This is a genomic window from Allochromatium vinosum DSM 180, from assembly GCF_000025485.1.
GTDB lineage: Bacteria > Pseudomonadota > Gammaproteobacteria > Chromatiales > Chromatiaceae > Thermochromatium > Thermochromatium vinosum.
The window spans coordinates 2,715,696-2,732,128 of sequence record NC_013851.1 but is presented as its reverse complement, the minus strand read 5'-3'; the positions used below and the strand labels follow the sequence as shown (position 1 = coordinate 2,732,128).

Here is a 16,433-nt window from a genome sequence, read left to right as displayed (position 1 = left end):
TAGACCCCACCAGCAAAACCCCCGTATTGACTGAGACAGTCGCCGAAGTAAACTGACGGCTCTGAGACATTCGCGGACACTGAGTACAGTTTCCAACTGGGGCAAAACTGGGGCAAAGCTTCCAGACCCCCGACTAACTGACTGGAGCAGGGGCCATGCCGACCACGCTGACCGATCGATTCATCAAGAGCGTCGAGCCGCCCGAAAAGGGCAAGCGGATCTATTGGGACGATCACCGGGACTCGCCCAAGGGCTTTGGGCTGCGGGTGCTGGCCAGCGGTACAAAGTCCTTTGTCCTGCGGTATCGCGCCAAGACCGGCACGGAGCGAATCCAGACGATCGGCGAGTACCCCACGCCCTGGAGCCTGACCGCTGCGCGTCTGGAGGCTGCGAAGATCCGCGCCAACGTGGACGCCGGAACCGATCCGTTGCAGCGACGCCGGGAGGTCCGGCAAGAGCTGACGGTGGCCGATGCCGTCGAGCGGTTCTGCAAGGCTCGTGTGGATGGGATGGCACGCGGGGCTGAGGTGCGGCGCTACTTCGAGCGCGATCTGTTGCCCGTGCTCGGTCGGCGCCAGCTCAAGAGCGTGAAGCGGTCGGAGATCATTGCTCTGATCGAAGACAAAGCCGAGTCGGCGCCACGCGCAGCGGCGCTGCTGCTGGCCTATACCAAACTGCTGTTCTCCTACGCCGAGGATCGCGAGCTGATCGAGGTGTCCCCCGCCACCGGGATCAAGCCTGGACGAATTTCGTCGGCGATGAAGTCGGTCAAGCGTGGGCGCGTGCTGGATGAGGCCGAGATCCGTGATTTCTGGATCGGTGCCGATGCGGTCGGCGTGCATCGCCTCACCGCCCTGGCGCTCAAGCTGATCCTGGTCACTGGCCAGCGCCCCGGTGAGGTGGTCGGGATGCGCTGGGATGAGGTCGAGGGCGAGACCTGGACGATACCGGCGAGCCGACGAGGCAAGACCAGCACCGCCCACAGTGTCTACCTGACCGAGACGGCGCGCGTGATTCTGGAGCAGGCGCGCGCAGAAGTGGCCCGGCTGTCTGAGCGTCGCCGCTGGGAGCCAAGCGGGTACGTGTTCGAGCATCGGGAGGGCAAGCCCGCGACCACGGCGGGACTCTCACGCGCCCTGGATCGCTACGCCGATCAGCTCGGAGCCAAGGATCACCCGGACTGGGGACGCTGGCATCCGCACGACCTGCGGCGCACCTGCCGGACCCGGTTGTCCGAGATCGGGATCAGCGAGGAGGTCGCCGAGCGCGTCATCGGTCACACCAAGCTCGGGGTGGTCGCCATCTACAACCAGCACCGCTATTCACTGGAGATCCGCGCGGCCCTGGAGGCATGGGAGCGGCGCTTGCTGGCCATCGTCAACCCGACCACGGATAACGTGGTGGCCTTCGCCAAGGTGGCCGGTGGTGAGTGAGTCACTGTCAGCACGGGCATTCATTCGACTGGTGAATGAGTGGATAGGTGATGAACACCTGGCGCCCGGCGATAACGGCGAGTTCCGAATCATCACCGAATTGGAAGACCCAAAGAATCCGCGCATCGAGCCGGAAAGACTCTCGCCCGAAGAGGTCGATTCACTCTGGCCAGCCGAGCAGGACGCGCTGCTTGAGTTCGTAAATGACTGCGCGCTGTCATTCCCATGCACCATTGAGCAGGCGCGGCTGTGGGCTGGCGCTGTGCTGGGGGTGGAGTTCGATCCAGGGGAGCGGCCTGTCATTCGACCAGCCGGGGTGACACCGCACCAAGCGCGCGTGGATCTGATTCGCGCGGCGCTCGCCGAGCATGGCGTTACCGCACTGACCGCACCGCGCGGACTCAAGCAGCGGGTTGGGTATCAGGTGGCTGAACAGCACCCCAGGCTATTCGGCCCATCGTCACTGAATGCGGGTGGAAGCTTCGATAAAGCCTGGAGCGCACTGAGGGATCAGGCGAATTCAGAAAACTCAGAAAGCTCAGAATTCTGAGTTTTCTGAGGAGCGGAAAAGCTAGCCTTTTGTATATCGTCTCTGCGCGAAACAACACGACAGAGGCGATAACCACATGCCCGCGATCCGCGAAAACTACCTCACCAAAGACGAAGCCGCTGAAGAGCTGGGCGTCACCGCCCGCACGCTCGACCGTTGGTTTGCCGAGCGTATCGGCCCCCCGAGAACCAAGATTGGAAAGCTCGTGCTCTACCGCAAGGCGGCCCTGGTCGATTGGGTCGCCAAGCGCGAAGAGCACCCAGTCCGCGAGCAGGCCGCGTAACAAGGAGGTTCGGAAGATGTCCACACGTTCGCGACAGATCCGCGCCGAACGGCGCGAGAAGATGGCCCGGAAGTGGGCCAGAAACGACAACGCCCGAGCGGGGACCAGTCGCTCGGGCATTGCAAAGGGATCTGAAATCAGCTTAGAGTGTTGCCGTTCGCGCGGTGCCTCACTGCCAAGAAAGGCACCGCGCGATTAGTCCGATCAGACCGGACGACGGCCCGCACAGTATACCTGTGGCAAGGTGCGCCTGCACCTGTCCGCTTGTGCGTGCCATCCCGCCCGTGATGGTCGGTTCTCAACTTGAAACGAGAACCAAAACCATGAAGCCTGAAACTTTCACCGCTGGCGAACAGCCCAGCACCAGCTACGAAACCCTCCTGAAGCCCTACGGCACACCGGCTGAAGTGCTGGCGATGGTCCGCATGGGCGGGATGCTCTCCTTCAACGGCGACCGCCTGACCAACTTCGCGTGGTCCATCGCTGAGCTGGCCGAGCTGGGCGGCGCCTTCAACGACGCCATGCAATCGGCCGACTGCCCGGCCCACATCAACAGCGGGACGCTTGGCGCGCTCCTGGTCAGCATCCAGGCGTCCAGCCACGCCATACAGCGCATCCTGGACGAAGCCCTTGAGATCGGCGATCTGGCCGGGATTCGGCGGGGGGAAGGGCAATGAGAGCACGCCCCAAGGAGGGGGCGGTTCCCGCCGCTCCTGCTGCCGATCTCGCGTCCCGTCTGGCGTCTGCCGCTGCTCAAGCCGTCCGCAAGACCAACGTCCAGACCGGGACCATTCCAGGCCGCACGCGCTCTGGTGAGTTCCGCGTCCGGTTCGACGATGGTCGGGCGGCTGTCTACCGCATCCATCTTGAGCTTGTTCGGGAGGTCCGATGAACGCCCCAACTCCCCAGGGGGCCACGGCTCCCGTTGTCGATCCTGATCGGCTGCCAGCCGAGGTCCGTGCTTCGATCCAGGCCCAGGCGCCCGCGTTCGAGCTGGAGCCGCCTGAGCCGATCGCGCCGCCCACACCCGAGGCCATCCGTGCCTTGGTCGAGACCATCAAGGCCCGCGACGCCCTGTCCGAGGCTGCAATTGCAGACGCCATCGGCATGAAGAAGCAAAACTTCTCGCACGCCAAGACCGGATACCGGGGGAAGACGCTCAGCGCCGAGCAATGGCGCGCGCTCCAGGATCTCGCTGAGGGTGAAAGTTATCCACAGTCGGAGCGTGAGACCGTCACCGATCCGCGCCGTTGCAGGGAGACGGCGGATATGTTCGAGGCGTCTGTGGATAACTCCGTCGCCGATCCGGCCCCGTTCGACCTCGCCGAGGCCATCGCCCAGGGCGCCGAGATCACCGCGCGGGCTGCCGAGCTGGAGGCCGATTCGGATCTTCAGACCGATCTCGAACGGCTGGCCGAATATGAGCACCAGCAAGAGCCGGTCGAGTTGGCGTGCTTCTCACCCGACGAGGGCAAGCGCGCCTGCACCACCTGCGGCGCATCCTTCCATCCGCCCAAGGCCGCACCCACGGCGGTTCTCTGCCGGGACTGCTATGAGCAGCGCAAGCGCGACCTGGATGGGTTGGCCGAGCGCGCACGCGGTCACTGGCCGGAGATCCTGGTTCACTTCGGGATCGAGCGCGACCACCTGCGCGACCATCACGGCCCTTGCCCTGGCTGTGGCGGCACCGATCGGTTCCGCTTCGACAACGACAAGGACCGGGGAACATGGGTCTGTGGCGGTGGTGGCGACACCCAGGCTGGCGACGGCTTCGCGCTGCTGTCGCACGTCTACGGCTGGTCGGCTGGCGAGGCGTTCCTCAAGGTCGCCAGCTATTTCGGCATCGACGAGCTATCCGGCCTTCCGCCGCCTGACCCGGCCCTGATGGCCAAGCGCGAGCAGGAAGCCGCCGCCGAGCGCCAGCGCGAGCAGGAGCAACAGCAACAGACCGCGCGCCATGCCTCGCAGATATGGGAAGCCGCTGAGATCATCACCGCCGAGGCGCCGAATCCGTACCTCAGTCGAAAAGGCGTCCAGGCCACGGACACCCTGCGGCAAATCGCGGTCGAGGCCGTGACCCGCATCACCGGCCGTCACCCGACAGCCGAGAAAGACGGCACCCGCCAACAGCTGCAAGGCGTCGTCCTGGTGGTCCCCTACCGGCGTGATGGCGAGCTGACCACGGTCGAGCTGATCGACGGCGCCAGCCTCAAGTATTCGCTCCCTGGCAGGGGCACGAAGCAGCGCGCATTCTGGCTGGCGCGTCCTGTCGCCGAGGATGACCACACCATCCTCGTCGCCGAGGGTGTCGCGACGGCGCTATCGATCCTGGAGGCGACGGGCTACCCCGTGGCCGCGTCCGGTTCGGTCGGCAACTTCGACAAGACCGCCGCCCAACTGAAGACCGCGCATCCCGAGAAGGCCGTCATCCTCGCCGCCGATCTCAGGAAGCGCACCGCTCCAACCGATCCGGTCGAACCGATCGAGGCGGCTGTGAAGGCGGCATGGAAGTTCCGTCCGCCGTTGCCGCTGATCTTCCCCCTGATCGAGCCGTCCGCACCGGCTGACCTGACCGACTTCAACGACCTGCACCAGACGGCCGGTATCGAGGTTGCGCGGACTGTCATCACGGGCGCCATCGCCGATTTTGTTTCGCCCCTTACCGAATTCGACGTAACTGGCGTAACTGACGTAACCCCCAGTAACGACGCGGCTTCCAGCGGTTACGCCACCGAAAAAGCTGACGTAACCGACGTAACCCGACTCCCGAAACCGGCGGTCAAGCGTCCTGGCTTCGCGGTTCACGAGGACTGGACGGGCTACGGTAAGCCGGGCGTCTGGTGGCACTCGACCAAGGAGAAAGGCGACGAGCTGACCGACATCGATCAATGGATCTGCACCCCGCTCTATGCCGAGGCCATCACGCATGGCGATCGAGACGCGGACTTCGGATTGCTGCTGCGGTTCAAGAACGCACTTGGACGCGAACGCGAGTGGGCGATGCCGATGCACCTGCTGCGCGGGTCGGGCGAAGAGCTGCGCGGGGAATTGCTGGCGCTGGGTGTGCGCATCGATCCAACTTCACACCGGCTGCTCAATCAGTACCTCATGAGCCGCTACCCGAAGGTGCGCGTGATGGCGGCCACCTGCACCGGCTGGCACGGAGAGGGCAAGGTCTTCGTCCTGCCGCATCGCATCATCGGCGAGGGCAACGTCCGCTATCAGTCCGAGACCGCCGACCATGATGAGTTCGTCCAGGCCGGCACCTTCGACGGCTGGCGCGCTGAGATCGCCGCGCGCTGCGCTGGGAATCCCATGCTCATCCTGGCCGTCGCTGCGGCGCTAGCCGGTCCCCTGCTGGCGCGTGTTCACCGCACCGGCTGCGGGCTGCATTTCTGGGGAGATTCGAGCATCGGCAAATCGACGTTGCTGGCGCTGGCCGCGTCCTGCTGGGGCGGATCGGGCTTTATCCGCACCTGGAGGGCCACGTCCAACGGCATCGAGGGCACCGCCGCCATGCTCAATGACACCGCGCTCATTCTCGACGAGATCAGCGAGGCCGATCCGCGCGAAGTGGGCGCGATCGTCTACAGCGTGGGCAACGGCACCGGCAAGAGCCGCGCGGCCCGGACAGGTGGAGCGCGCGCGGTCAAACGCTGGCGCGTGGTGCTGCTGTCATCCGGCGAGCGCACCTTGATTGCCACGATGGAGGAAGGCGGCAAGCGCGCCAAGGCCGGACAGGAGGCCCGGTTGCTCGACATCCCCTGCACGCGCCAGCACGGCGTATTCGATGCGCTGCATGGGTTTGACGGCGGCCGCGCCCTGACCGACACACTCAAGACGGCGGTCAATCGCCATCATGGCCACGCCGGACCGGCGTTCGTCGAGCGGCTGATTGCCGATGACCGTGATCTTGGCGAGACCCTGGCCCGAGTCGCCGCGCTGCCGGAGTTCGCCGCCGAGACCGGCATCGAGGGGCGCGCGGCCAATGCGTTTGCCCTGATCGCGATGGCCGGAGAGCTGGCGATCGAGTGGGGCCTCGTGCCCTGGTCGGAAGGCGAAGCCCTGGACGCCGCCGCCCTGGCGTTCCGGCTCTGGCGCGACCATCGCGGCAAGGGCCAGACCGAGACCCGGCAAATCCTGCGCGCCGTCGCTGATTTCATCGCGCGCCACGGAGACGCCCGGTTCTCGCCGCTGCACCCGCTGCGGGATGACGGCCTCGAAATCAGCGTGCGCGACCGGGCGGGCTGGTGGCGAGAGCGAGAGGACGAGCGCATCTATCTGTTCACCCCGGCCGGACTGAAGGAGGCGGCAGGCGGTTTCGATCAGCGGCGCATCCTGGAGGCGCTGGACTCAAGCGGCTGGATCGCCGAGCGCGACCCCGGCGAGCGATCCAAGGTGACGAACGCCCAAGGGCGAAGTCAGCGGCTCTATGCCATCGCACCCCGGGAGGATGACTTGCTATGAGTCTGGCTGCACTGCTCCAACGCCGCGCGGTTACGCCGGTTACGTCGAGCATATCGACTGACGTAACCGCTCCAGGCCGCGCCGTTGCTGAAGGTTACGCCGGTTACGTCGGTTACGCCGAAAACAGCAAAGGGGAGACGAAAACCGACGATGCACCGCTGAAGGCTTGCGCGCCAAGCGCCATGGGTCGCCTATCCGTTGACGAAAACCGCCAACGGCGGACTATTGAAATCGAGGTTTCTGGTGTAACTGGCGTAACCGCCAATGCAGGAGTCGAGCGCCATCACACTTGGCTGATAACCCTACCGACCGGCGAGCGGTTCAGTTCGATGTTCTGCCCGCCGCTCTCGCTCGCCGAGGTCCAGGCCCGCTATCCCGGCGCCCGCCTCACACCCAGGCCGGATCGACCGGCCCGCCCGATCGCCCCGACGACGCTGGCTGTCATCCACGCATGGCTCGACCACATCGGCGAAGACGACGCGCAGGCCCGGCGCGAGTTCGTCGAGGGACTGGCGCGCGACCCGGAGCAACTGCGCGGACTCTATGAGGACGTGGTGAAGATGGGACTGGCCGACTGGCCGGACGATCAGGCCACGCAGCCGGACACCGGCATCGAGACCACCGTCAAGGCTGTCTGTGCCCGCTGTGCCCACTGGACGCCAGACCGGATCAATCCCCCTGGTGGTCTCGGACACTGCACCATCGCCGCGCCTGCCTCCAAGCGCCCCGGCTCGCTGTGGCCGTGGCCCGATGCCGAAATTCACTGCACGCGATTTCAGGAGATCACCCCATGCTGATCGGCAACATCTACGGCAGGTTGTCTGCCGATCCGACCGAGAAGACCACGCGCACCGGGAAGCCGATGGCGTTGGCGTCCGTAGCTGTGGATGTCACGGGCCAGCGCACCGAGGATGGCGACGCCGAAACGCTGTGGGTCTCGCTGATGGCCTTCGGGCACCAGTGCGAGGCGCTGCTGAGAGCCGAGAAAGGGCAGATGGTCGCCGCCATCGGCAAGCTGACCCGAGGCCGGTACACCGGCAAGGACGGCACCGAGCGCGAGTCCTGGACGCTGCTGGCCGAATCAGTCGTGACCGCCAAGAGCGCGCGCCCTGGTGGCGGTCGCCAGCGTCCGAATGGGGATGACCGCCAACGCGATCAGGCACCGACCCAGCGCCAGCCACCGGCCCATGACTTCCATGACTCCATCCCATTCTGAGCCGGGCACCGAGGCGACAAATCACGATGCGCGGCTGGAAGCGTTCGAGGAACGCGCCGCGATCCTGGAGTTCGACGCCGGACTGACCCGCACCGAAGCTGAGCGACGCGCGCGAGCCGCCTATGGGCTGGCGCCCGATCCCAACCATTCCCGACCCAGTGACCGGAGAACACGCCGATGATGGAGACCCTGACCGCCGAGCAGCGCCAAGCCGTTCAAGACCTGATGATGTCGCCGACAATCGGCCTGCTCGGGATGATGGCCAAATCGATGCCGCTCGACTGCACGAAGATGGAGGACATCAAGACCGGACTGAGCACGTCGGCGCTGGAGGTTGTTCGCGCCCTGGACGCCGGGCGCATCCACTTCGACCGACCCGAGGATGCCGCCATGCTGCATGGCCTGCTGGCCGTGTGCTTCGAGGTGGTGCTCGATGGCCGGTTCGCCGCCAACGCTCAGGTCGTGCGGGCGAGCTGACCCGTGACCACCGAACACCTGAGCCGCGAGCGTGTGCTCGAAGTCATCGCCGATCGCTTCGGTCACTCGGACTTCAGCACCCGCGAGCTGGCCGAGGCGCTGGGTGTGACCGAGCCACAGGTCCGGGGCGCGCTGGGCTGGCTGGTCCATGCGCGCATCCTGCACGCTGTCGGCGGGGTGCGTCGGCTCGACTGTTGCCAGCGCCCCTATCGGGCCACGCTCTACCGCTGGACCGGCAAGCAGATACCACCTGATCCGCCCGGCTGCCGCAGGTCCAGGCCCAATGCCCTGGCGGCTGAGTGGCTGGCGCGGCGATGGTAAGGTTTTGGCAAGGGTCGTGCGCGCGTGGGGCTAGGGTCAGTGCACGCGGACGTGCACCGCTCAAAACGGGAACGCCCGCGCGCGTGGGGCTGGCGCTACTACAGAAAACTACAGGTCCGGCGACGGACTGCCGGTACTGCAAAACACTGCACGCGAACCTGAGAAAACCTGAGATCGATTCGCGCGCTCGCACTCGTGCGCGCCCCCACCAGATAGAGGACACTATTCATGGAATACGCCGTCTATGCCGCCGCTGTCGCCGCCCTGATTCTTGGCCTCTTGCTGTATCGTCGCTGGAAGCGGTCGAAGCGAGTCAATAGGCGCTTGGGAAACCAGTCTGATGATCTCGGACGCGAATTCAGCTCGTCCGCCGTCTACGAGGTTCGGGACGGCGAGGTCGTGCGTTGCATGGAGTTCTACTTCAGCAGGCCGCGAAAGCCTGAAAAGGAGAGGTAGCACCCCCAGCGGCTCATGTGGGTTGCCGCATCTGCCGAGCCTGATGGATCGGCCTGACTTCAACCCGCTCCGCTGGGGGCGATCCAAGCATAGACCATGCTGGCACCCTGGCCACAGTCATGCTGAGGTTCCGGCTAGGGTCGGCGGTTTTGGGGGTATCAATTTGATCCCCCGAAAACCCCGAGTTGGTCGCTGAACTGGGGCAAAACTGGGGCACAAGAAAAACGGCCTAGACGGGAGATCGTCTAAGCCGTTGTTTTTATGGTGCGCCCTGCTGGACTCGAACCAGCGACCACCTGATTAAAAGTCAGATGCTCTACCAACTGAGCTAAGGGCGCTTAAAGCCGGGCATTATAATGCCCTCAGCCCGCATTCTGCAAGGCAAATTGCAGCACGGCCTTGCTGCCGAAGTAGGCCAGGATCAGGATCGCAAAACCGCCGAGCGTCCAGACGATGGCCGTGCGCCCGCGCCACCCCTTGCGGAAACGCCCGATCAGCAAGCCGCCGAACACCAGCCAGGCCAGCACCGATAGCACCGTCTTGTGCACCAGATGCTGTGCAAACATATTCTCCAGGAACGCAAAGCCGCTCAACAGCGCCAGCGTCAGCAGCACGAAGCCGGCCGTGATCATCTCGAACAGCAGGCTCTCCATGGTCTGGAGCGGGGGCAGGGTGCGCACGAAGCCGGTCGGATGCCGATTGCGCAGGTGATGATCCTGTACCGCCAGCAATATCGCCTGCACCGCCGCAAGCGTCAGCAGACTATAGGCCAGCATTGAAAGCAGCACATGGACCTTGAGCGCCATGCTGGCCGATTCGCGCATGAAGCCGACATCGGCCATGTGCGCCTCCAGCAGCAGACTCAGCGCCGCCGCCGGCAGCAGGATCAGCCCCAGGTTGTCGACAGGCTTGTTCAGGCTGGAGACCAGCAGTAGCGCGACGATGGTCCAGGAGGTGAGCGCCAGGGCGTGATAGAAGCCAAGATTGATGCCGGCACTGCTGAAGATGCTGTGCCAGAGTATCCAGCTATGCAGCACCAGACCGCCGAAACCGACGGCGATCGCGAGCGCGCGGGGCGGAATCCATCCCTCCTTGCGGAACAGACGGATGCCGATGAAGGCGGCCGAGGCCAGGTAGCAGAGCGTGGCGACGTAGGCAAGGAGGATATGGATCATGGGTGAGTTCTTGAAGCTCGAATGACGGTGGCTGGAAGTCGTCCCTAGTCGTATCGGGCGATGATGGCCCTGCATTATACTCACAAAGTCCTGTCGTAAACCGATGGCAACATTCGCCGTCGACCATCCACACTCACGCTAGCCCAGGGTGTCTCGCGCGGGACGCCCGGATCGAGGTTCGATCATGTTCGAAAATCTCCAGGATCGCTTCGAAACGGTCCTGACCAATCTGCGCGGTCAGGGCCGTCTGACCGAGGACAACATCAAGGACACCCTGCGCGAAGTGCGCATGGCCCTCCTGGAGGCCGATGTCGCGCTGCCGGTGGTGCGCCAGTTCATCGAGGACATCCGCGAGCAGGCGCTCGGCGAGGCCGTCACCAAGAGCCTTACACCCGGCCAGGTGCTGATCAAGATCGTCAACGACGAGCTGGTCAAGATCATGGGTGCGGCCAACGAGCGCCTGGATCTGGCCGCCCAGCCGCCGGCGGTCATCCTCATGGCCGGTCTGCAAGGCTCGGGCAAGACCACCAGTGTCGCCAAGCTCGCACGCTGGTTGCAGGAGAAGCAGAAGAAATCCGTGATGGTGGTCAGTTGCGACGTCTATCGTCCGGCGGCCATCGAACAGCTGCGCACCGTCGCCGGCGAGGTCGGGGCCGAGTTCTGTCCCAGCCAGGGCGACGAGGATCCGGTCCACATCGCCCAGCGCGCGCTCGAAAGCGCCCGCAAGCGCTTCAAGGACGTGCTGATCGTCGACACCGCCGGTCGGCTGCACGTCGACGCCGAGATGATGGATGAGATCAAGCTCATCCATAAAGCGATCAAGCCGGTCGAGACCCTGTTCGTGGTCGACTCCATGACCGGCCAGGACGCGGCCAACACCGCCAAGGCGTTCGACGAAGCCCTGCCCCTGACCGGCGTCATCCTCACCAAGACCGATGGTGACGCGCGCGGCGGTGCGGCGCTCTCGATCCGCCAGATCACCGGCAAGCCGATCAAGTTCCTCGGCACCGGCGAGCGCACCACGGCGCTCGAACCCTTCCATCCCGACCGCGTGGCCTCGCGTATCCTCGGCATGGGCGACGTGGTGTCGCTGGTCGAGGAGGTCCAGGCCAAGGTCGACAAGGATCAGGCCGAGAAGCTGGTCAAGAAGCTCAAGAAGGGCAAGGACTTCGATCTGGCCGACTTCAAGGAGCAACTGGAGCAGATGAACAAGATGGGGGGCATGATGAGCCTGATGGAGAAGCTCCCCGGCATGAACCAGATCCCGGATCACGTCAAGAACAAGGCCAGCGACAAGGAAATGGGCAAGCTGGTGGCCATCATCAATTCGATGACGCCACACGAGCGCCAGTTTCCGGCCGTCATCAAGGGATCGCGCAAGCGTCGTATCGCGGCCGGCTCGGGCACCCAGGTGCAGGACGTCAATCAACTGCTCAAGCAGTTCATGCAGATGCAGAAGATGATGAAGAAGATGAAGGGCGGCGGCATGGCCAAGATGATGCGCTCGCTCCAAGGGCGACTGCCGCCGGGGATGCTGCCGCCGGGCGGATTCCCTCCGGGCGGCGGCTTTCCGATGTGATGGGGGAGAGCGCTGAGATGTCTATTGCGCGTACCAGGCTCGCTCGCTCGTTGGGGCGCCGTGTCGTGCTGGCCTTGAGTCTGTGTCTGCCGACCCTCACTGTTCTGGCCACACCCTGGGGCGATGTTCAACGCCCGTCGTCCGGCCTGACCGAAGTCTTCGGCGGCGCGGCCAATGGCTGTATCGGCGGGGCCGACGCCCTGCCCGAGACCGGACCCGGTTATGTCAGCATCCGCCGCTATCGCAACCGCTATTACGGCCATCCGGATCTGATCCGGTTCGTCCACGACCTGGGGCGCGGCCAGCAGCAGCGCGGTAGCCAGTTCGTCATGATCGGCGATCTCAGCCAGCCGCGCGGTGGGCGCATGTCGTCCTCGCATCGCAGTCATCAGAACGGACTGGACGTGGATGTCTGGTTCACGCTGGCCAACTCGCCGACAGCGGCGCGGCAGTTGATGGACGATCGTGCCGATCCGGCGAGCATGGTCGCACCGGGCGGACGCACGGTCAGCCGGCATTGGGGGGCGAGTCAATTCGCTCTGATCGAGTCGGCGGCACGACATCCGCGCGTCGATCGTATCTTCGTCAACGCGGCGATCAAACAGGAACTCTGCCAGAGCGCGCGCGGTGATCGCGCCTGGTTGCGCAAGGTCCGGCCCTGGTGGGGACACGACGCCCACTTCCACGTGCGTCTGGCCTGTCCCGCCGACAGCCCGAGCTGCGAGGACCAGTCGCCCGTGCCGCCCGGCGATGGCTGCGGCGAGGATCTGGCCTGGTGGCTGAGTGACGAGGTGTTGAGCGGTCGGGCACGGAGCAAGGGTAAGACCACGCGCGCCGCCGAACCCGAAATGCCCTTTGCCTGTCGGGCCGTGCTGACGGATTCCTAGATCACACACCTGGGACTTTTCAGGCCAGTCCTCCGTGAAAGACTACTCTGGTGGCAACAGTGACACACCCAGTTCGGAGGCACGCCTGCGCACGCTCTTCGAGTTAGCCCCTCTCGGGATCGTCATCATCGATCCCGAGAGCATGCTGCCCCTGGAGTTCAATCGCGCGGCGCACGAACAGCTCGGCTACAGCGCCGAGGAGTTCGCGCGGCTGCGCATCGCCGACTATGAAGCGAACGAGGATCCGGAAGATGTTCAGCGTCACGTCCAGGCGTTGTTGACGCAGGGATACGATGACTTCGAGACCCGTCATCGCTGCCGGGACGGAAGCTTTCGTCATGTGAATGTGCTGGTGCAGGTGCTGCCCGTCGATGGACGGCGCATGTTCTACGCCATCTACCGCGACATCACCGAATCGCGTCTGGCCGAGGAACGCCTGAGACGTAGCGAGGCCAAATTTCGGGCGGCCTTCGAGATCGCCCCGCACGGGATGGCGCTGATCGCGCCCGATGGACACTGGCTGCAAGTCAATCAGGCACTCTGCCGCATCCTCGGCTATGACGAATCCGAGCTGCTGGTTCGTGACTTCCAGTCGATCTCGCATCCCGAGGATCTGGCCGCCGATCTGGTCTATCTGGAGCAGCTCGTCTCGGGCGCCACCGACCGGATACAGTTCGAAAAGCGCTATCTGCATCGTCAGGGGCAGCCCATTCCGGTGATGCTGAGCGTCTCGGCCGTCCGGGACGAGTGGGGCAGGCTCTCCCGCATGGTGGCTCACGTCCTCGATCTGACCGAGCGCAAGGCCAGTGAGGAAGCCATGCGTCAGGCCATGGAGACCGCCGAGGTCGCCAATCGAGCCAAAAGCGAGTTCCTGGCCAACATGAGCCACGAGATCCGAACCCCGCTCAACGCCATCATCGGCCTGGGCCAACTGCTGCTCGACTCCGGGCTCGACTCGCGCCAGCGCGACTACATGAACAAGATCCGCCAGGGCTCCGACGCCCTGCTGCGCATCCTCAATGACGTGCTCGACTATTCCAAGATCGAGGCCGGTCAGATCCAGCTCGACACGGTCGATTTCAGGATCGAGGCGGTACTCGATCAGCTCACGGCGCTCTTCTCGCTGGCGGCCGAGTCCAAGGGGCTGGCGCTCTACTATCATCTCGATCCGCGCACCCCGCAGGTTCTGCGCGGCGACCCCATGCGCCTGGGACAGGTGCTGAACAATCTGGTCGGCAATGCCGTGAAGTTCACCGAGCGCGGGTTCGTCGAGTTACGGATTCGTGCGCTGCGTGAGGACCAGGGACAGATCCAGTTGGCCTTCAGTGTGCGCGACACTGGAATCGGCATGGATCAGGCCAGTATCGAGCATCTCTTTCAATCCTTCACCCAGGCCGATTGTTCCATTACGCGCCGCTATGGCGGCACGGGACTTGGACTGTCTATCTCGCGTCAGTTGGCACAGCTCATGGGGGGCGACATCCGTGTCAGGAGTCGGCTTGGGATCGGGAGCGTCTTTCGATTCAAGGCCGATTTTCAGATCGCCGAATCCCAGCCGAGGCGCATCGGTTCACCGCCCCGCGTACTGGGGCGCCGCCGCGTGCTCATCGCTGCCGATGACTGTCTCGCGCGCCGCGCACCGCGCGCGATCCTGGAAGCCTGGGGGATGGAGATCGCTGAGGCACGTTCTCTGGCCCAAGCGCGTGCGATCCTGTCGGCGACGGCTGGAGGACAGCGCGAATCCTTCGACTGGGTGGTGCTCGACCGGCCTCCCGAACGCGCTGTCGAGCCGCCGTCTCCGACCTTCGGTGATCCGCCCTGTCCGGCCATCTGGATGGTGACGGTCACTGAGCGCGAGCGGCTGCTCGCCGAATCCGGGGCGAATGCTGGGATAAGTCTGCTCGCCAAGCCCGTCACGCCCTCCGCGCTCTTCGATGCCATCGTCGATCTCATGGGCGATTACACGCTGCCCACGGCGCCTCCGGCACGCGATCTCGTGGCCGAGGCCGCCCCCTTGCGTGGCGCGCGCCTGTTACTGGTCGAGGACAATTCCACCAATCAGCAGGTGGCGCGTGATCTGCTGGAGCGGATCGGCTGTCTGGTGACGATCGCCGGCGATGGCCGGCAAGCGATCGAGCGTGTGGGGCGTCTGGATTTCGATGGCGTACTGATGGACGTGCAGATGCCGGTCATGGATGGTCTGAGCGCTGCGCGCGCGATCCGCGCCCGGTATCCGCGATTGCCCATCATCGCCTTGACGGCCGCCGCCCTGTCCGAGGATCGCGAACGCTGTCTGGCGGCCGGGATGAACGATCATCTGAGCAAACCGATCGTCTTCGAGTCGCTGATCGAGGTTCTGCGGCGCTGGGTGGTGCCCGCGCACGCCGAGACGAGCGCTCCCGGCGTGGCGCGCCGACTGTCGCCTGAATCGCTTCAGCCGATCCTGGAGCGACTCGAACGTCTGCGACGGCTGATCGAGAGCAATGATCTGGTCGATTCGACATGGCTCGATGGACTCGGTGAGTCACTCCGTGACACGCCCTATGTCGCCGATCCGCTGTCTCGGCTCGGGGTGGCGATCGACTCTTTCGACTATGATACGGCCCTGGTCGAGATCGACTGTCTGTCACGCCTGTTGAGCGAGCCGGAATCCTGATGTCCAGTCCCGACCCCGAAGACCTGTTGCCATCGATCCTGATCGTCGACGACCTGCCGGCCAACATCCGTGTCCTGGCCGATACGCTCAAGTCCGACTATCGCGTTCGGGTCGCCACCAGCGGTCTCAAGGCGCTCGAGGTCGCCGCCGGCGATCCGCCGCCGGATCTGATCCTGCTCGACGTCATGATGCCCGAGATGGACGGCTACGAGGTCTGCCGGCGCCTGAAGGACGATCCGCGCACCAGTACCATCCCGATCATCTTCGTCACCGCCAAGGACGAGGCCGAGGAGGAGGCGCGCGGTCTGGAGCTGGGCGCGGTCGACTACATCACCAAGCCCTTCCATCTGCCGATCGTGCGCGCGCGCGTGCGCACCCATGTCAATCTCAAGCGCAAGACCGACCTGCTCGACAGTCTCGCCTCGCTCGATGGCCTGACCCACATCCCCAATCGTCGCCGTTTCGACGAGGCGCTGAAGCAGGAGTGGGCGCGTGCCGCCCGCGAGGGAGCGCCACTGGCTTTGGCCATGCTCGACGTCGACTATTTCAAATCCTACAACGATCACTATGGGCATGGCCGTGGCGACGAGTGTCTGCGACGGGTCGCCGATGCCCTGCGCGCACGGCTGCAACGTCCGGCCGATCTGGTGGCGCGCTACGGCGGCGAGGAGTTCGTGCTGCTGCTGCCCGACACCGACGCGGCCGGCGCTCTGGCCCTGGCCGAATCCTGCCGCGTCGGCGTCAGTGCCCTGCACATCCCGCATGCCTATTCGGCCGCCGCCGACCATGTGACGCTCAGCATCGGCGTGGCGGCCACCCAGCCACCGAGCGATGGTTCGGGCCTGCTGCTGGCGCGCGCCGATGAGGCGCTCTATCGGGCCAAGTCCGAAGGGCGCAACCGTGTCTGTGTCTGATCGTCCCCAACACCGGAGT

16 protein-coding genes and 1 tRNA gene are annotated in these 16,433 nt (G+C 64.8%); 15 read left to right on the top strand and 2 right to left on the bottom strand.

The window, feature by feature from the left end:
* The first annotated feature begins 155 nt into the window (after positions 1-155).
* The 11 genes from ALVIN_RS12035 (at position 156) to ALVIN_RS11985 (ending at position 9,203) form a co-directional block, all read left to right on the top strand.
* Entirely contained in the window at positions 156-1,433 is a 1,278-nt protein-coding gene (locus ALVIN_RS12035) for a tyrosine-type recombinase/integrase (protein WP_012971593.1), read from the top strand.
* Entirely contained in the window at positions 1,426-1,983 is a 558-nt protein-coding gene (locus tag ALVIN_RS12030; RefSeq protein WP_148217508.1) for a hypothetical protein, read from the top strand. Before ALVIN_RS12035 ends, ALVIN_RS12030 begins: the two co-directional genes overlap by 8 nt.
* 76 nt (positions 1,984-2,059) lie before the next feature.
* Positions 2,060-2,266: a helix-turn-helix transcriptional regulator gene (locus ALVIN_RS12025; protein WP_050750328.1), complete on the top strand. Its 207-nt coding sequence runs from the start codon at positions 2,060-2,062 to the stop codon at positions 2,264-2,266.
* A gap of 323 nt (positions 2,267-2,589) precedes the next feature.
* On the top strand, positions 2,590-2,943 hold the full coding sequence (locus tag ALVIN_RS12020) for a hypothetical protein (protein WP_012971592.1): 354 nt from the start codon (positions 2,590-2,592) through the stop codon (positions 2,941-2,943).
* 211 nt (positions 2,944-3,154) lie between these two features.
* Entirely contained in the window at positions 3,155-6,733 is a 3,579-nt protein-coding gene (locus ALVIN_RS17175) for a DUF927 domain-containing protein (RefSeq protein ID WP_012971591.1), read from the top strand.
* A 329-nt stretch (positions 6,734-7,062) separates the two neighbouring features.
* Positions 7,063-7,530, top strand: coding sequence for a hypothetical protein (locus tag ALVIN_RS12005; RefSeq protein WP_043795649.1), 468 nt, complete (start codon positions 7,063-7,065; stop codon positions 7,528-7,530).
* Positions 7,524-7,949 (top strand): single-stranded DNA-binding protein, encoded by a 426-nt coding sequence (locus tag ALVIN_RS12000; RefSeq protein WP_012971589.1) that lies wholly within the window; start codon positions 7,524-7,526, stop codon positions 7,947-7,949. Before ALVIN_RS12005 ends, ALVIN_RS12000 begins: the two co-directional genes overlap by 7 nt.
* Positions 7,930-8,130, top strand: a complete 201-nt coding sequence (locus ALVIN_RS17170; protein WP_223295214.1) for a hypothetical protein — start codon at positions 7,930-7,932, stop codon at positions 8,128-8,130. Before ALVIN_RS12000 ends, ALVIN_RS17170 begins: the two co-directional genes overlap by 20 nt.
* Entirely contained in the window at positions 8,127-8,426 is a 300-nt protein-coding gene (locus tag ALVIN_RS11995; protein WP_012971587.1) for a hypothetical protein, read from the top strand. Before ALVIN_RS17170 ends, ALVIN_RS11995 begins: the two co-directional genes overlap by 4 nt.
* Before the next feature lie 3 nt (positions 8,427-8,429).
* Positions 8,430-8,747 carry a hypothetical protein gene (locus ALVIN_RS11990; protein WP_012971586.1) on the top strand — a complete coding sequence of 106 codons (318 nt, stop codon included), beginning with the start codon at positions 8,430-8,432 and terminating at the stop codon, positions 8,745-8,747.
* Positions 8,748-8,975: 228 nt separating this feature from the next.
* Positions 8,976-9,203 carry a hypothetical protein gene (locus tag ALVIN_RS11985; protein ID WP_012971585.1) on the top strand — a complete coding sequence of 76 codons (228 nt, stop codon included), beginning with the start codon at positions 8,976-8,978 and terminating at the stop codon, positions 9,201-9,203.
* Positions 9,204-9,465: 262 nt separating this feature from the next.
* Here the strand turns inward: ALVIN_RS11985 and ALVIN_RS11980 are convergent.
* Together ALVIN_RS11980 and ALVIN_RS11975 are read right to left on the bottom strand one after the other, a co-directional pair.
* Positions 9,466-9,541: transfer RNA gene (locus tag ALVIN_RS11980), tRNA-Lys, on the bottom strand.
* Positions 9,542-9,565: 24 nt separating this feature from the next.
* Positions 9,566-10,378: a cytochrome C assembly family protein gene (locus ALVIN_RS11975; RefSeq protein ID WP_012971584.1), complete on the bottom strand. Its 813-nt coding sequence runs from the start codon at positions 10,376-10,378 to the stop codon at positions 9,566-9,568.
* 184 nt (positions 10,379-10,562) lie between these two features.
* On the opposite strand from ALVIN_RS11975, the gene ffh reads away from it, so the two are divergent.
* The 4 genes from ffh to ALVIN_RS11955 are packed head-to-tail and all read left to right on the top strand — an operon-like array spanning position 10,563 to position 16,414.
* Positions 10,563-11,957: a signal recognition particle protein gene (gene ffh, locus ALVIN_RS11970; protein WP_012971583.1), complete on the top strand. Its 1,395-nt coding sequence runs from the start codon at positions 10,563-10,565 to the stop codon at positions 11,955-11,957.
* Positions 11,958-11,974: 17 nt separating this feature from the next.
* Positions 11,975-12,844, top strand: coding sequence for a penicillin-insensitive murein endopeptidase (mepA, locus tag ALVIN_RS11965; RefSeq protein WP_012971582.1), 870 nt, complete (start codon positions 11,975-11,977; stop codon positions 12,842-12,844).
* Between the two features lie 34 nt (positions 12,845-12,878).
* Positions 12,879-15,500, top strand: a complete 2,622-nt coding sequence (locus ALVIN_RS11960; protein WP_012971581.1) for a PAS domain-containing hybrid sensor histidine kinase/response regulator — start codon at positions 12,879-12,881, stop codon at positions 15,498-15,500.
* Entirely contained in the window at positions 15,500-16,414 is a 915-nt protein-coding gene (locus tag ALVIN_RS11955; RefSeq protein WP_012971580.1) for a diguanylate cyclase domain-containing protein, read from the top strand. Before ALVIN_RS11960 ends, ALVIN_RS11955 begins: the two co-directional genes overlap by 1 nt.
* The last annotated feature ends 19 nt before the right edge of the window (positions 16,415-16,433 follow it).

Coding starts and splice junctions, on each gene's coding strand:
- ALVIN_RS12035 (WP_012971593.1), top strand. CDS start 156: ATGCCGACCACGCTGACCGATCGATTCATCAAGAGCGTCGAGCCGCCC.
- ALVIN_RS12025 (WP_050750328.1), top strand. CDS start 2,060: ATGCCCGCGATCCGCGAAAACTACCTCACCAAAGACGAAGCCGCTGAA.
- ALVIN_RS12020 (WP_012971592.1), top strand. CDS start 2,590: ATGAAGCCTGAAACTTTCACCGCTGGCGAACAGCCCAGCACCAGCTAC.
- ALVIN_RS17175 (WP_012971591.1), top strand. CDS start 3,155: ATGAACGCCCCAACTCCCCAGGGGGCCACGGCTCCCGTTGTCGATCCT.
- ALVIN_RS12005 (WP_043795649.1), top strand. CDS start 7,063: ATGTTCTGCCCGCCGCTCTCGCTCGCCGAGGTCCAGGCCCGCTATCCC.
- ALVIN_RS12000 (WP_012971589.1), top strand. CDS start 7,524: ATGCTGATCGGCAACATCTACGGCAGGTTGTCTGCCGATCCGACCGAG.
- ALVIN_RS17170 (WP_223295214.1), top strand. CDS start 7,930: ATGACTCCATCCCATTCTGAGCCGGGCACCGAGGCGACAAATCACGAT.
- ALVIN_RS11995 (WP_012971587.1), top strand. CDS start 8,127: ATGATGGAGACCCTGACCGCCGAGCAGCGCCAAGCCGTTCAAGACCTG.
- ALVIN_RS11985 (WP_012971585.1), top strand. CDS start 8,976: ATGGAATACGCCGTCTATGCCGCCGCTGTCGCCGCCCTGATTCTTGGC.
- ALVIN_RS11975 (WP_012971584.1), bottom strand. CDS start 10,378: ATGATCCATATCCTCCTTGCCTACGTCGCCACGCTCTGCTACCTGGCC.
- ffh (WP_012971583.1), top strand. CDS start 10,563: ATGTTCGAAAATCTCCAGGATCGCTTCGAAACGGTCCTGACCAATCTG.
- mepA (WP_012971582.1), top strand. CDS start 11,975: ATGTCTATTGCGCGTACCAGGCTCGCTCGCTCGTTGGGGCGCCGTGTC.
- ALVIN_RS11955 (WP_012971580.1), top strand. CDS start 15,500: ATGTCCAGTCCCGACCCCGAAGACCTGTTGCCATCGATCCTGATCGTC.